We start from the raw sequence: 16,106 nt of genomic DNA, 5'->3' as shown, positions 1-16,106 counted from the left end.
GGAGTAGGTTAATGTCCGAAGAACCCGAAACGCTTCCGGAATTAAATAAGAACCCGCGGCATATTGCTATCATCATGGATGGTAACGGGCGCTGGGCGCAACAAAGACATATGCCTCGTGCAATGGGGCATCAAGCCGGCGTCAAGGCGGTTAGAGCCATTGTAGAATATTGTGCCGAAGCGAATATAGAAGTATTGTCGCTATTTGCTTTCAGCAGCGAAAATTGGCGCCGGCCCGAGTCTGAAGTTTCGATGCTGATGAATTTGTTCTTATCGACCTTGCAAAGCGAGGTCAATAAGTTGCATCGGAACAATATTCGTTTAAGGTTTATCGGAGAACGAAAAGCTTTTTCCGAAAAATTGCAGGCCAAAATTGCCGAAGGCGAGATTCAAACCCGTGATAATAGCGGATTGACTTTAGTGATTGCTGCCAATTACGGTGGGCGATGGGATATGTCCGAAGCGTTTAAAAAAATAGCTGCGAAAATTCAAAGTGGCGAGATCAACGACCACGAAATCGATGAAACATTGATCGGACAACATTTATCCACCGCCGATTTACCCGAACCGGATTTATTTATCAGAACCGGTGGTGAACAACGTGTCAGTAATTTTCTGCTCTGGCAGTTAGCTTATACCGAATTATATTTCACGCCGACCTTATGGCCCGATTTTAATCGACAATCGCTAGAGGAAGCTATCGGAAGCTTTAGAACTCGGCAAAGGCGTTTCGGGCATACCGGCGAGCAAATCCTCACAAAAGCAGTTACCCTCTAACTATTTGACTAGATAATAATTATAAAATGTTACTACAGCGAATTATTACGGCTTTGATTCTTGCGCCATTAGTCGTGTTGGCCGTCTATTTATTGCCAATACCTTATTTTACTCTGGTTGTTGCGCTGGTGATGTTGGTTGCCGCATGGGAGTGGACAAGCTTAACCGGTATTGATAGGCCATCGATGCGGATTTTATTTCTTGTCCTACTCATTCTACCGATGGGCGGTGTTTATTTTTGGACTTATTTTCTGGAAATAGTGGCACAAGTTTTCGATTGGCCGGAAGTCAGGGCACAGTCCGGTTTATTGGAATGGCTGATTATTTTACCGGTTTTATTTTGGGTAGTGATGATGTTTCTGATCAGAAATGCATCGGATGCGCTGCTGAAGCTCGAATTAAAAAATGTTTATAAGGGATTGATCGGCTGGGTGATTCTGTTTTTTGCGTGGATGTTTCTTTATCGCATGCGTGCTTTTTACGGTTCCGATATGGTGATGTATTTTCTGCTGTTGATTTGGATTGCCGATATTACTGCCTATTTCGTGGGTAAAAAATTCGGCGCTACCAAGCTTGCTCCTGAAATCAGTCCCGGCAAAACCATGGCAGGATTTTACGGGGCTTTGGGAAGCGGCTTCGTTAGTGCGATCGTTTTGAGTTTGGTGTTCGGGTTTAATTTGATGATCGGCTCTGATTTTGTTTTGTTGTCGGTCTTGACCGTTTTGATTTCGATATACGGCGATCTATTTTTTAGCCTAATAAAACGACAGCAGGGTGTTAAGGATACGGGCTCAATTTTGCCTGGGCATGGCGGTTTGTTGGATAGGATCGACAGCTTGGTGGCCGCTATCCCGTTTTTCTATGCCGGTATTTTGCTTATTAGAGAGTTATTTTAATGAAAGGTATTTGTATACTGGGCGCGACCGGTTCAATCGGTGTCAGCACTCTGGATGTCGCGGCTCGTCATCCGAATCGGTATAGAGTCGTAGCGCTGACCGCGAACAATAATATCGATCTGCTGTACGACCAATGCATCGTACACCGTCCTGACTACGTTGTCGTGGTTGATGAAAATAAGGCTAAACAATTTGCAGAGCGCATTGCTACATCGCCGGTATCCGATATAAAGGTGTTATCGGGAGCCGAATCGTTGCAGCAAGTAGCCACACTGGATAGTGTTGATTCGGTAATGGCGGCAATCGTGGGCGCGGCAGGTTTGTTACCCACTTTGGCGGCTGCTAGAGCCGGTAAAACTGTATTGCTGGCAAATAAAGAAGCGTTGGTGATGTCCGGCGATATTTTCATGAAAGCGGTTACCGAGTCCGGTGCGCATTTGCTGCCGATCGATAGCGAGCATAATGCCATTTTTCAATGCATGCCGGCAGATTACTGTGCGGGCCAAGAGGCAAAGGAAGCACGGCGAATTTTGTTGACTGCTTCGGGCGGACCGTTCAGAACTAAGCCGGTCGAAGAGTTGGTCGATGTCACGCCGGATCAAGCCGTCGCGCATCCGAATTGGGATATGGGACGTAAAATTTCGGTTGATTCGGCGACGATGATGAATAAAGGTCTTGAATTGATTGAGGCCTGTTTATTGTTCAATATGTCGCCGGACAAAATTCAGGTGGTGATTCATCCGCAAAGCGTGATTCATTCGATGGTCGATTATGTCGACGGCACTGTGTTGGCGCAAATGGGTAATCCCGATATGCGTATACCCATTGCCCATGCGATGGCGTGGCCGGAGCGTTTCGACTCCGGTGCCGCACCATTGAATATATTCGACGTTAAGCACATGGATTTCGAACAACCCGATCTTCAGCGTTTCCCTTGTTTACGCTTGGCGATTCAAGCGGTCGAGGCAGGCGGTATTATGCCGGCTGTATTAAATGCAGCTAATGAAATCGCGGTTGCTGCTTTTTTGGACGAGAACGTCCGTTTTACCGACATTCCTTTCATTATTGAACGGAGCATGCATCAATTCAAAGCCGATCCGGCCGATACGCTGGATATTGTATTGGCAGCCGATAGCAAAGCCCGGGAAGTAGCTGAGCGCATCGTCGAAGAACTTAAGCGTTAATTGGGTTAATGAGTACGCTGTTTTATTTTATTGTCGCGATCGGTATTCTGGTTTCGTTTCATGAGTTCGGTCATTTTTGGGTCGCGCGAAAAACCGGCGTCAAAGTACTGAGGTTTTCGGTCGGGTTTGGTAAGGTTATTTGGTCTTATCAGAAATCGCCTGCGTCGACCGAATATGTCATCTCGGCAATACCTCTAGGCGGCTATGTGAAAATGGTTGACGAACGCGAAGGCAAGGTGGCCGATGAAGATTTGCCTTTCGCATTCAACCGCCAGCCATTATGGGCGCGGTCGGCGATTGTCGCGGCTGGACCCTTATTCAATCTAATGTTAGCCGTGCTGTTTTTCTGGATCGTGCTATTCATAGGTGAAACCGGCTTACGCCCGATTATCGGTCATGTCGAGCCTGGTACGCTTGCCGCCGAAGCCGGCTTGCTCGAAGGCGAGGAGATCGTAGCGGTCGATCAAAAAAACACCGCGACTTGGTCGGAGGTTATTGAGTCGATTATCTCGGCGGCCATGACCGGTCGAGAAAGTGTCGATGTTACGGTAAAAAACATCGATGAACAGCGATATTCGCGGCTTATCAACCTTCCTGAAGAATTGCGAAGCGAGCCTGATAAACTTTACGATAAATTAGGTCTTAAACCATGGATGCCGCAGCTCAGGCCGATTGTCGGGCGAGTGCTGGAAGGCATGCCGGCGGCCGATGCCGGATTACAGTCCGGTGATTTGATTGTTTCTGCTAATGGTGAGCCGATCAATACCTGGTTGCAATGGGTTGACTATGTGCAAAATAGCCCAGGAAGACTTATCGACCTGACTATTGAAAGGCAAGGCGTGCAATTGAGTCTCGAAATAACGCCTCAAAAAGTCGTCGAAACAGACGAGGTTGTCGGTAAAATCGGCGTGGCCGCTGAAATTCCAGAAGACTTGATGGCGTCGTTGCAAGTGCGCAATGATTTACCGCTTTGGCCGGCCCTGACGGGGGCCGTTTCGAGAACCGTTTTTTTTAGTACCGCAACACTCAAAATGATGGGTCAGATGATTCTCGGTAATGCTTCTGTGAAAAATCTTAGCGGTCCAATCAGTATCGCTCAGTTTGCCGGGCTTTCGGCTGAGCGCGGAGTTGTCGAATTCCTGTCTTTCTTAGCGAAAGTTAGCATCAGTCTTGGCGTGCTTAATTTATTGCCGATTCCGGTGTTAGACGGCGGTCATTTGTTGTTTTTTGCGATTGAAGCGATTAAAGGCAGCCCTGTTTCGGAAAAATTCCAGGTTGCGTTACAACAGGTCGGTATTTTGCTGCTACTGTCGTTGATGGTATTGGCTTTATTTTTGGATTTGGAGCGTTTGTTTCAATAAAAAAGCCGCTCCGCTTTAAAGCCTTTATCCCAGAAAAAGCCTTTCACCATGAAGAAAAATTTAGTTCAATAGCTTGTTATACGTTTGTATAGAACTTTCGCTCACCAAACAGGTAATAACTTTCGCACTTCAAATTTCGGCAGTGCCTGAGGAGGCGCCGGGGAGTGCGGCCCCTCACCTAACGTTAGGTGAGGGGCCGGCATGGAGCTGGCATAGAGCCAACAAGGATGTATTCACCCAGCACCTAAATTCCACAGCCCATTGGCTAGGATTAATTGTCTTGGTAATTTAGGTGCTGGGTTCACGGCGTCCTTCGACGGACACCCCGGCGCCGAATTTTGATCTGCGATGGGTATATATCAACAGACGACAGTAAGCCGATAGAAAAGCCCTGAATACTGGCTTCTGTTTTTTCATAGGGTAATGAACAAAATACTCGCTCAACAGTCCTAGAAACGCATGAGTCAATCTGAATTTATGGAAACGTTATGAAACAAATACTTAAAAGAGTGGTGTTGCTTGGCTCGGTTTTAGGCATGAGCATTGCTCAAGCCGATGAAGCGGCCATCAAGGCGGCTTTAAAAAAATCGATGCCAAACTTCAATCCTGAATTGATTAAGCCTTCCGAAGTAAAGGGAGTCTATGAAGTCACGGCGGGGGCAACTATTTTTTATGTCTCCGATGACGGCAAATACTTATTTCAAGGGCGCTTGATCGACCTTGAAGCCAGAACCGATTTGACTGAAGCGAAAATGGCTAATACGCGAAAGAATACGCTGGAAAAGTTGGGACAAGATCAAATGATCGTGTTCAAGCCGAAATTAGGTCAACATAAAGTATTTATTTTTACCGATATCGATTGCGGCTACTGTCGGAAATTGCATTCCGAGATCGATCAATATATGGCAGAAGGCATTACTATTCAGTATTTGTTTTATCCGAGAGCTGGGAAGGGCTCTGATTCTTATACCAAAGCCGTTTCGGTATGGTGTGCGGAGGATCGTAACGATGCTTTAACCAAAGCCAAGCAAGGGAAAACCCCCGAAGCCAAGACCTGTACCAATCCGGTCGATGCGCACATGAAGCTCGGTAACGATTTCGAAGCGCGCGGAACGCCGATGATAGTCACCGAACAAGGTTCTGTATATCCGGGTTACTTACCGGCCAAACAACTGGTTGAAGTATTGCGCGAAGAAAAAGGTTTATAGAATAATCCGGCTAGGTTGTGGGTGCTTGAGAACGTTTATTCTATAACTGCCTCGCATCAAATTTCGGCAGTGCCGGAGGAGGCCTCGGGGTGCTAGGTCGATTTTTGCTCCTGCAAAATCGACATTCACGCCATCCATAGCGCTCGCAAAGGCTTTGCCAGCATGGAGCTGGCATAGAGCCTACATGGACGTATTCACGGCGTCCTTTGACGGGCACCCCGAGGCCGAATTTTCATCTACGATGAGTATAAATATTTCGTGCGGCCATGTTTTCGGCTTTTATGGCAATACGCTTTGATAAAGGTGTTTAAATTGCTATTAATTTATAATTTGCTAATATACTAACAAATTATAAGTCCATGAGGTACAAGACGATGAACTCTCCGATCAATCAACAACGCCGACAATGGTTAAAGTATGCCGCTTTTGCGGCAGCCGGTGCGGCGACTTACCCCTCTTGGGCGCAATCGGGCGGAGCCTTTAAAGCGGTCAATACGCCTTCCGCGAACTTTCATCCCGATGTGGAAATCGAACTGACGCAGGATATCGCGCAGGTTCCTATCTTCGAAGGGCCTGAAACCCGAGTTTGGAAAGTGCGGGCTAAAGTTCTTAAAGGTCCGGCTTCATCGATAGAAAATCATCCCGATACCTATCTTGCGCCGACGATTCGCCTGAAGAAAGGCCAAAAAGTCAGAATTCATTTGAATAACAATTTACCGGCGCATTCGATTTTGCATTGGCACGGACTGCATGTGCCGGCCAATATGGACGGCAATCCGATGTACGCGGTCAGTCACGGCGAATCTTATATCTATGAATTCGAAATTCTGAATCGTGCCGGAACCTACTGGTATCACGCTCACACCCATAGCGTCACCGCCCGACAAGTCTATTCGGGTCTTGCCGGCTTGTTTATTGTGCATGACGATGAAGAACGGGCTTTGAATTTGCCCAAGGGTGAATTTGATCTGCCGTTGGTTATCCAAGACAGAAGCTTCGATAAGAATAATCAGCTCGTCTACAGCGACCACATGATGCAACGCATGCAGGGCTTTCTCGGCGATCGGATTTTTGTCAACGGTCGGCCCGATTATGTGTTGCCTGTCGCGGGACAGGCCTATCGGCTGCGTTTGCTAAACGGGTCAAATTCTCGGATCTATAAACTGGCCTGGTCGGACGGCAGTAAAATGACTGTGATCGGTACCGACGGCGGATTGCTGGAAAGGCCGAAGCAGTATTCCTATGTGATGTTGGCTCCAGGCGAAAGAATCGAGCTTTGGGCCAATTTCAGCGGTCGTTCGGTGGGTTCTGAGATAAGCATGCGCAGCTTGTCGTTCGATATTGCGACACACGGTCATGGCGGCATGGGCATGATGGGTGGCGGTCGCGGAATGATGGGCGGAGGACGGCGCGGCATGATGGGCGGGGGTATGGGCATGATGCACTCTTCCGATCTGCCGTCGGGTAGTGAATTTTCTTTATTTAACGTTAAAGTGATTAAAGCCGGCAAATCGTCGCAGAGTTTACCGGAGCGCTTATCCACGATACCTAAGTTGAATGTTCGCGATGCAGCGAATAACAAAGATCCAAGAACCATTAGTTTGTCGATGCGGCACATGTCGGCGTTATTGAATGGGCGTTCCTACAAAATGGACGATGTTCGCGACGATGAAATCATTCCTGTCAATAGCTTGCAAGTCATCGAATTCGACAATGGATACAGTGGCATGAACGGCATGCCGATGCCTCATCCGATGCATTTACACGGCGAACAATTTCAAATCATCAAACGCCAAGTCAATCCGAAATCGAGAGAAGCGTACCGAACGATTTCCGGTGGATTGGTCTGGGGCGGTTGGAAGGATACGGCGCTGGTGATGCCCGGCGAAAAGGTGACCGTATTGAAACCATTCAATGATTTTATAGGGCTATTTATGTATCACTGCCATAATCTTGAGCATGAAGATATGGGCATGATGCGTGATTTCTTAATAAAATAATCTGAGTTCGGTTTATATACTCACCGTAGATGAAAGTTCGGCCCCGTGGCGCCTATTAAAGGCCCAGCACCTAAATATTATCCAAGCCAATTAACCATGACCAATGGGTTATGGATTTAGGTGCTGGGTAAATACGTCCATGCTCTATGCCAGCTCCATGCTGGCTGGCAAAGTCTTTACTGATTCCCCCCCCCGCGCGACTTCTTAAGCATCGCCGAAATATGAAGCGGGAAAGGTATAATTCAGCAATTGCCGAGAAGCAAAAGTCCGCCCTGCCGCCGACACCTGTCAATCGAGCAACCGAACCCTCCGTAAAATAGGGAAGTTGTTTACGACCATATCCTTAGCAGGTGAGGGCGCTAATTCTCTATTAATATCCTCAAGGCACAGTTTTTTTGGAAGCAGGCAAACAATTTTGCGTTAAATGAGGGTTGCGATTACAATCATTTTATGTTTTAAGTTTAATTTAATTTAAATCAATTGGGTGAAAGAGCGCCGAGTTCAAAAATAACAATGAATAATGCATACATCGGTCGCACAGTCAGCGAAGCTCCGTTTCAACTCGAACTACTTGCAGCAAAATCAAGGCAAGCGATAGTTTGTGAATTCAGTAAGGCGTGTCGACTCGGTAGCGATACCGGCAATGATGTTCCGATAACTGGAGAAGGTGTTTTACCACGGCACGCCAAAATTTTTGTTAGTGAAGATAGCGCATTATTCATTGCTGCGATCGACGATGCGCCAATTACCGTTAACGGCAGGCTTGCCGACAAACCATTGATGCTGAATAACGGCGATTGGCTTTTATTCGGTTCCACGCCTTTTCAAATCAAGTTTCAATTGAATCAAGCCGCTGATGACGTTTTGCCCGGCGATGATGCATCCGCCGGCATTACTCTGACAGGAAAATCGGCGCTAACGATAGGCCGATTACCTCAATGCGATATAACAATACCTTCGCCGCTGGTGTCCCGTGAACATGCCAAATTAACCAGGGAGCCTACGGGATGGATTATCGAGGATTGCGGCAGCACCAACGGAACCTTTGTCAATGCGGTGCGTATCAAAGGTAAGCAGCAGGTGATAGCCAATGATTGGTTGAGCTTCGCCGCATTCGACTATCGGTTCGACGGACACGCCATTATTCCATCGAATCAAGACGGTCAAGTCAAGATCGAAGTCTATCGGTTGACCAAAGAGGTCAAGGAATCGTCGGGTCAGACTAAACGTTTGTTGGATGGCCTGAGTTTTGCGATTCATCCGGGCGAATTCGTCGGCATTTTCGGCACCAGCGGTTCGGGTAAATCGACGTTGTTGGATGCGCTGAACGGACGACGGCCCGCCACTAGCGGTGAAATTTTATATAACGAAATCGATTTGTACGGCGCGTTCGATTTGTTTCGAGCGGCGATCGGGTATGTGCCTCAGCAGGACATCGTGCATCGCAAAATCGTCATGCAGCATGCGTTGAAATTCACCGCTAAACTGCGTCTGCCGCCCGATACCTCGGATATTGAAATGGATGAAAATGTCCTGAAGGTGCTTGAAAAAGTCGGGTTGGCCGAGAAGGCGGGATTGGCAGTCGATACGCCGACACCCTTGAGCGGCGGTCAACTGAAACGCGTTAGTTTGGCGGTGGAATTGGTCGCCAATCCGAATGTGTTGTTTCTGGACGAAGTGACTAGCGGGCTGGATGCCGGTACCGACAAAAAAATGATGCAATTGTTTCGGAGTTTGGCCGAGGACAAAAAAACGGTCGTTTGCGTGACTCATACGCTGGAAAATATCGATACCTGTCACCTGGTCTTATTACTGCATCAAGGGCGTCTGGTTTTCTATGGGCCGCCTCAAGCCGTGATCGGTTATTTCGGGATCGATCGCTTATCCGATGTCTATGAACTGCTCGAAAGTCGATCGGCTTCGTATTGGGCCGATAAATACCGAGCTTCGAATTTTCACGATACTTATGTCGAAAAACGTTTGAAGCTATCGGAGCAACACGATAATAAAGATGTTTTAAAATCAAATACGCGACCGACGAATAACAAATGGTTGCAGAGTTGGCGCCAAACCAAAACGTTAATGTCGCGTTATTGCGAATTGATTCTGTCGGATCGTAAAAATCTACTAATTTTAATCTTACAGGCGCCGTTGATCGCGTTGATTGTCAGTTTGGTATTCGAGATGGACGATCAGATCGCTCTGCGAGCGGCCAAGCAAAGCCAGATTCTGTTTATCATGGTGTTGTCCGCGATTTGGTTCGGTTGTCTCAATTCCGCACGGGAATTAGTTAAGGAGTTGCCGATTTATATTCGCGAACGCTCGGTAAATTTAGGCTTGGGGCCTTATATCGTTAGTAAATTGATTCCGTTATCGTTGCTTTGTTTTGTGCAATGCTTCTTGTTATTAGGCGTTATCGCGTTATCGATATCGGTGCCGGGCGATCTGATGCAACGTTTTTTGATCTTGTTCGCATCGGGCATAGCGGCGACCACGATGGGGCTTTGCGTCAGCGCCTTTGTCAATTCCAACGATAAAGCGGTTGCGACGGTGCCGATTTTATTGATTCCGCAGGTTATTTTATCCGGTGCAGTGGTCAATCTCGAAGGCGCCGGACTCTGGATAGCCAAAACGACGATGATTTCTTATTGGTCTTTCGACGCGATGAAATTGACGCTCGGCGAGGAGATTAGGGCTGTCAAGGATTTAACCGGAACCACGGTCGTATCCATCGCAGGAAGCACAGGGAGCGATTTGGCGGCGATTGCCGGATTGGGTTTGTTTTTTCTGATCGCGACGGCAATAGGTCTGAAACTCAAGGATGCAAAAAAATAACCGAAGCCGATTTGAATACATATGAATGAAACAGTACAAGAACAGCCTCGTACCTGTCCCAAATGCGATCACCCGGATACAGCCGATGCGATTGCGCAAAATAAATACCGGTGTACGCAATGCCAATACGAAATAGCGCATATCGATACCGCGCCTAACGGCTCGATACGCGGTATTTTCGGTTGGCTGAAAGGCGTCGGCGATTTGATTGGCGATCGCTATATCATCCAAACAGTGCTGGGAAAAGGCGGTTTTGGCGCGACTTATCTGGTCGAAGACCAACGCGTGAAAGGAAAACGTTGGGCTCTCAAGGAAATTCCAGAGATGCTGTTCGATGAATATGAAGTCTCGTTGTTGAGCAACCTCGATCATCCCTCGATTCCGATCATTGTCGACCGTTTCAATGAAAAAGGCATGGTTTATCTGGTGTTGAAATTCGGCGGTAGCCGAACGTTGGCCACCGAATGCAAGCGGCTCGGTAGAATTGTCTTTAAGGACCTTAAGGACTGGGTCGTTCAGGTCGGGCAGGTGCTCGAATATCTGCATTCGCGAAATCCGCCGATTATCCACCGGGATTTGAAGCCGGAAAACGTGTTGCTGGACGATGAAAACAGAATCATGCTGATTGATTTCGGCATCGCCAAGGAGTCGTCACCCAACGAAATGACCCGCACTTTGGGAAGAGCCGCCTCGTTCGGTTTCAGTCCGCCAGAGCAAGTCATGGGCACCGGTACCGACGTTCGGTCCGATATTTATTCATTGGCGGCCACGGTTTATTTTGCCGTGACCGGTCAAACACCAGTCGCGGCGCATGAAAGGGTATCCGGTAAAACTTTGACGCCTCCCAGACAAATGGCGCCCGAATTGCCGGATGCAATCGACAACATGATTCTTAAAGGATTGAGTCTCAATGTCAACGAGCGCCCGCAGACCGTAGCGGAATTCATCGGTGTATTTTCAGCCGGCAGCCAAGTTGACGAAGAGGCTTTGCTGTCCGGTAAAACGGTGCAAATTTCCGATTTGCAATTCGGACCGGTAATCAAGACACAAGGAAATCGCTCGCAGCCGATCTCAAGCTCAACGACTCAATATGCACAAGCTGACAATAGTTCCATTAAAAAACTGGCGATTTTGCTTGTCGTTGTCGTTGTGCTATTTTCAGCTTTTGCCGGCGGCGCCTATTGGCTGTTTTTCAAAGACGGATCGAATGAGGCGCCGATTGCAAGTGCCGGTCCCGAACCCGAACCCGAGTCTTTACCGCGTGAGACCGGAATTGCCGAAGGGACGGGGCCTGCCGCAATGGATTCGCCGTTTTCCGCTCCCGCCGTTGTTTCGGAGCCTGTCGCGCCTTCGTCAACAAAACCATCGGCCGATTCCGGTTTGTCGGCGCTGGAAATATTGAATAAACGCAGGCCCGTTCAGTCGGAATCGGATAGCAAGTCTTCGGTCAATAAAGCTTCGCAAACACTTGATTCGAATCGCGTTGTTCAGCAGCCAAGCGCGCCTCCGAAACCTGTAGCACGCCCTAAACCGAAGCCGAAACCGCAACCTAAACCGATAGCCAAAACCGAACCTAAGGAAGATAATTCCGGCTGGGTTATTATTCCGGGACAAACACAAAAAATACGCTAGGAACGAGCATGAGATAAGTTAGGAATATGCACAAATTTACTTCTACAAGTTTTAGGCACTGTGGAGGTTCGGCGACTCGCTTGACAGGACGCCGTGAATACATCCATGTAGGCTCGACGGCGGCTATCCCTGCCGCCGACGCCTGTCAATCGAGCCACCGAACCCCAGCAATTCCCAATTTGGGGATCAAAAAGTGTGTGGGGTGTGCTTGGCGAGGATGTTGGCAGCAGGGAGCTGCCGCCAAGCCCCCATGGATGGGTTTACGGCGTTCCTCGACAGGCATACCCCACACCCTAAGATCGGCGAAAATGCTCAAACTGGGAATTGCTGACCGAACCCCCCTTTCAGCATTTGTCGAAGTTATTTCATGCTCGTTCCTTAGCAATTTTTCGCAGAGTTCGTGTCACTAGCATTAAGTTAAGCCGTCAAAGAATAAGTAAGGTATACAAAGGTTAATCGTTGTTTATGGGGGAATCGGACATTGAGTCCGATGGGTAAAACACTACTTTATAATGAGGAGTCTACGTCATGATGAAAAATTCAAGACAAACGCAACAGACCGGCAAAAAACGGTTTAACGGGGCAGGGAGCTTTATAGTGCCTGTTTTGGTTTTAATGCAAGCCTTGTTTCTTGCGGGGCCTGCGCATGCCGGCGGCTACGGATTTGCTGCGCCCGGCGGTTACGGCGTTAAAGTCTATCGGGTAAATTATGCCTTGTATCCGTTTGTGCAATTGTATATTCGGACTTTCGATCAAAACATGCAGCCTCTGGTGAATCTCAATGAAATGAATATCGGACTGATGATCAAAGGCAAAAGCTACGATCCGATGAAACGCCAATATGGCATTCAAAGCATACGCAATCGAAGTGAGGCAACCCGTTCCGTTTTAGTAATCGATGCCAGCAAGTCGATGGCGGGAACCGCATCGGAAACCGCGCTCAGAGCCGCTGCCCGCTTTATCGACAGTAAACGGCCCCAGGATGAGGTGGCGATCCTGGCGATACGAGATACCAAAGAAGGCTATGATTTGGTATCTCAATTCGAGAGGGATTCGGGCGCCCTTGCCAGAAGGTTGGCGGATATTCGAATCGATGGTATGAAAAGCCGTATTTACGATAGTATCGGGGCGGCGATTCAGATGTGCGGGATGTCGGCGCAAGGATCTTCGGTAGACCCTTCGGCCGATAATGTTATTGCTTCGTGTTCGGTGGTTGTTTTTTCCGACGGACGAGATGAAGGCAGTGCGCTTTCTCGCGAAGAGTTGAATGGCCGAATTACTTCGATGCGGATTCCCATACCCGTGTATTCGCTTGCTTACGGCAAGAGTTCAGTGGACTATTTTAGAAATCTCGAATCCATATCGAAAAATTCGTTCGGCATCTATTATTCATTGGGTGAAACCTATGACAGGATGCAGCGCATCGTCGAAGAAATTCAAAACATTCTCCAAAGTGACTACGTCGTGACTTTTCGCTCTTATATTCCGGTTGACGGCGAGCAGCACTCGTTCAAGGTCGGTATCGAATATCCGACAGGTAGCGGTAAGTATTATTACGATAATGGTCAATTCGAAGCGATAGAGCCGCCGCCTATCCAAGCGATTGATAACTACCTTAACCTATTGAATCAAAAAATCCCGCTTCTGCCGGATAACGATCCTTTTTACAACAGGCCGTCCGTTCAGTAGCAGCGCTAATCTAATGAGGATTTCATCATGAATCATGCATTTCCAAAAACAGCCCTAAGTGCGGTTGTATGCGCCAGCCTGATCACTGGATGTGCGACTACTCCGGAAAATCAACAAGCCATTGGTGCGGGATTGGGCGCGGTGGCAGCCGGTTTGACGACCGGTCTGTTGACCGGTAATGTCGGCTACGGTTTAGCGGCGGCGGCCGGCGGTGCCGCACTCGGTTGGGGCGCCGTCAAATTAGCGCAATACAGTTCTGAGCAGGTGCGCAGTCCTGCCGAGGACCAATCTCTATACGGGTTTACGCCTGCCGCCAATACCGTTCTGGTCCGTTTGAATAAAGGCACGGCTTCGCCGGATACTGTGACGCCAGGGCAACAAGTCATGGTTGCCAGCGATTATTCATTATCGGTACCGCAAAATCAAAGCATAGCCTCGGTCGAGGAAACCTGGACCTTAAAAAAGGACGGGAAGGTGATTTTCGAGGCCCCGCCTCAAAATGTGCAGCGTTCCGCCGGCGGTTATGCAGTCAATGCGACGATTCCGATACCTAAGAATGCATCGGCCGGTACTTATGTCGTCGAAACCAAAGTGCAAGCCGGCACCAGCAGCGATATCAATCAGGCCGTATTTATCGTTCAATAAGCGCTACTCCCTTTTGATCGAAAAACCGTATAAGAAAAAAGGTATGGGATATGTCTATCGAGGACCGCCGTAAACCCATCCATGGGGGCTTGACGGCAGCAATCCCTGCTGCCGACATCCTCGCTAGCCACACCCCATACCTTCATAAAGTTAGCCATTTTTTGAATATAAAGGGAGTAATGCTCCGCTTGCGGATAATGAAAAGCAGTGCGCCAAGGACTATAGCAGGGGTATTTTTTTATTTGCTGATCGGCGGCTGTTTTATTTTAAGGTCGGCTTGGGCAAATTGCTCCGGCGAACAGCAGCATTCCGCGAATGCCGCCTATCGTATAGAACAGGAATGGCCGTTACGACCGAGCCAGGACATCGTCAACCGATATCTGCAAACTCTCGGGGAGCGTCTTGTTCCCCGAAACGGGCCTTGGTTAAAGTGGTTCACGCCAATCGATTGGCCGGCTTCGGGATGGCGTTTTTTCACAGTCAGGGATAGCTCGATCAACGCGTTTTCGATTGGCGACGGACGCACTTATATCACCGAAGGCAGTTTTCATTTCGTCAATAACGAAGCCGAACTCGCGGCGATATTGGCTCATGAAATGGGGCATCAATTAGCCGGTCATTTTTGTCTCCGTTCAGGCGTATCTAGCAAAAAGCATAGGCAAATAGGCACGCTGGTGCAGGTTATCGATATCGATAGGGAAATCGAAGCGGATGCGATCGCATTGGATATTTTGCAGGCCGCCGGTTTTCCGCCTGACGTTTTGCTGAATGTCATTGATCGCTTGCCGGTAAAAGGCGACGAACAGCAACATCAAGCTCGTCTAAATAAGCTATCTAAGCGATTGGATCCGGGAACCAATGAAAGTTTCTCAAGTTCCGCAGAGTTTTTTCGGATAAAGCGATTATTATCCGAATAGGAACGGGCATGAAATTCGATCTATTTAAACGATTTATTCATAAACAAGCCGAAAAGCCCGATAGGCCGAGTATTCAATTCAGTTGTTTTACTCATCCGGGTAAAGTTAGAAGCAATAACGAAGATAGCTTTTTAATGCTGCCTGAAATGGGTGTTTGGGCCGTTGCAGACGGTATGGGCGGACATAATTGCGGAGAAGTCGCCAGCGCGGTCGGTTTAATGACCTTGCATCGCGAGCTGGCTTCCGGAGCAAAATTGATCGAAGCTATTCAACGCGCGCATCTCGAAATCAAGGAGCAAGCTTTCAAAAATACCGAAGCCCAAGGGATGGGAATGACCTTGGTCGCGGTACAAATAGAAGAGGGGCGTTATCGAATCGCTTGGGTCGGTGATAGCCGCGCCTATCTTTGGCGGAATGGATTAAGGCAATTGACCAAGGATCATAGTTATGTACAAATGCTGATGGATCAAGGCTTAATCGATGAACAAAGCGCTAAGACCCATCCCTATAAAAACGTTATTACACAAGCAATCGGCAGTTCCGACAAAGAAGCCGTGCAAGTGGATGTGGTCGAGGAAAAACGCGAGAAGAAGGATATTGTATTACTTTGCAGCGACGGTTTGACCAATCAAGTTCCCGATTCAACAATCGCGGCCATACTTGCCGGGGAAGGGAGTCTGGATAATAAGGCCGAGCAGCTTTTGACAGAAGCGTTGGCGACTGCGGCCGACGATAATATTACATTGATTTTGTTGGCGGAATCCCAAACTATACTCAACGTAGATGAAAATTCGGCCTCGGGGTGCCCGTTAAAGGACGCCGTAAACCCAGCACCTAAATTAGCTATAATATTAAACATAGCTAAAGGGCTATGGAATTTAGGTGCTGGGTAAATACGTCCATGTAGATACTCTATGCCAGCTCCATGCTGGCAAAGCCTTTATCGAGCACCCCGAGGCCTCC

At 48.2% G+C, this 16,106-nt stretch carries 12 protein-coding genes; all 12 read left to right on the top strand.

All coding sequences use genetic code 11. The features are described 5' to 3' along the window. Positions 1–11: 11 nt before the first annotated feature. The 12 genes from WJM45_RS15905 to WJM45_RS15850 all read left to right on the top strand — a co-directional run bounded on the left by WJM45_RS15905 (position 12) and on the right by WJM45_RS15850 (position 16,036). Positions 12–776: an isoprenyl transferase gene (locus tag WJM45_RS15905; protein WP_341326049.1), complete on the top strand. Its 765-nt coding sequence runs from the start codon at positions 12–14 to the stop codon at positions 774–776. A gap of 26 nt (positions 777–802) precedes the next feature. After that, positions 803–1,672: a phosphatidate cytidylyltransferase gene (locus tag WJM45_RS15900; RefSeq protein ID WP_341326048.1), complete on the top strand. Its 870-nt coding sequence runs from the start codon at positions 803–805 to the stop codon at positions 1,670–1,672. After that, the gene (ispC, locus tag WJM45_RS15895; protein WP_341326047.1) at positions 1,672–2,856 is read left to right on the top strand and encodes a 1-deoxy-D-xylulose-5-phosphate reductoisomerase; all 1,185 of its coding nucleotides are present in this window, start codon (positions 1,672–1,674) and stop codon (positions 2,854–2,856) included. The genes WJM45_RS15900 and ispC overlap by 1 nt, the downstream gene beginning before the upstream one ends. Positions 2,857–2,864: 8 nt before the next feature. After that, positions 2,865–4,217 carry an RIP metalloprotease RseP gene (rseP, locus tag WJM45_RS15890; RefSeq protein ID WP_341326046.1) on the top strand — a complete coding sequence of 451 codons (1,353 nt, stop codon included), beginning with the start codon at positions 2,865–2,867 and terminating at the stop codon, positions 4,215–4,217. 488 nt (positions 4,218–4,705) lie between these two features. After that, a complete protein-coding gene (locus tag WJM45_RS15885; protein WP_341326045.1) occupies positions 4,706–5,425 on the top strand; it encodes a DsbC family protein in 720 nt (239 codons plus the stop codon). Between the two features lie 374 nt (positions 5,426–5,799). Next, entirely contained in the window at positions 5,800–7,425 is a 1,626-nt protein-coding gene (locus tag WJM45_RS15880) for a multicopper oxidase domain-containing protein (protein ID WP_341326044.1), read from the top strand. Between the two features lie 513 nt (positions 7,426–7,938). Then, positions 7,939–10,260, top strand: a complete 2,322-nt coding sequence (locus WJM45_RS15875) for an ATP-binding cassette domain-containing protein (protein ID WP_341326043.1) — start codon at positions 7,939–7,941, stop codon at positions 10,258–10,260. A gap of 21 nt (positions 10,261–10,281) precedes the next feature. Further along, positions 10,282–11,892: a serine/threonine-protein kinase gene (locus tag WJM45_RS15870; RefSeq protein WP_341326042.1), complete on the top strand. Its 1,611-nt coding sequence runs from the start codon at positions 10,282–10,284 to the stop codon at positions 11,890–11,892. Between the two features lie 528 nt (positions 11,893–12,420). Beyond that, positions 12,421–13,581: a VWA domain-containing protein gene (locus WJM45_RS15865; RefSeq protein ID WP_341326041.1), complete on the top strand. Its 1,161-nt coding sequence runs from the start codon at positions 12,421–12,423 to the stop codon at positions 13,579–13,581. A 27-nt stretch (positions 13,582–13,608) separates the two neighbouring features. Continuing rightward, positions 13,609–14,226, top strand: a complete 618-nt coding sequence (locus tag WJM45_RS15860; protein WP_341326040.1) for a hypothetical protein — start codon at positions 13,609–13,611, stop codon at positions 14,224–14,226. 197 nt (positions 14,227–14,423) lie between these two features. Continuing rightward, positions 14,424–15,143 carry a M48 family metallopeptidase gene (locus tag WJM45_RS15855; protein WP_341326039.1) on the top strand — a complete coding sequence of 240 codons (720 nt, stop codon included), beginning with the start codon at positions 14,424–14,426 and terminating at the stop codon, positions 15,141–15,143. Between the two features lie 8 nt (positions 15,144–15,151). After that, positions 15,152–16,036 carry a PP2C family serine/threonine-protein phosphatase gene (locus WJM45_RS15850; protein WP_341326038.1) on the top strand — a complete coding sequence of 295 codons (885 nt, stop codon included), beginning with the start codon at positions 15,152–15,154 and terminating at the stop codon, positions 16,034–16,036. Positions 16,037–16,106: the final 70 nt, after the last annotated feature.

Source organism: Methylotuvimicrobium sp. KM2 (assembly GCF_038051925.1).
Taxonomy (GTDB): domain Bacteria; phylum Pseudomonadota; class Gammaproteobacteria; order Methylococcales; family Methylomonadaceae; genus Methylotuvimicrobium.
The sequence above is the reverse complement of the archived record's forward strand: the minus strand, read 5'-3'. Positions and strand labels throughout refer to the sequence as shown.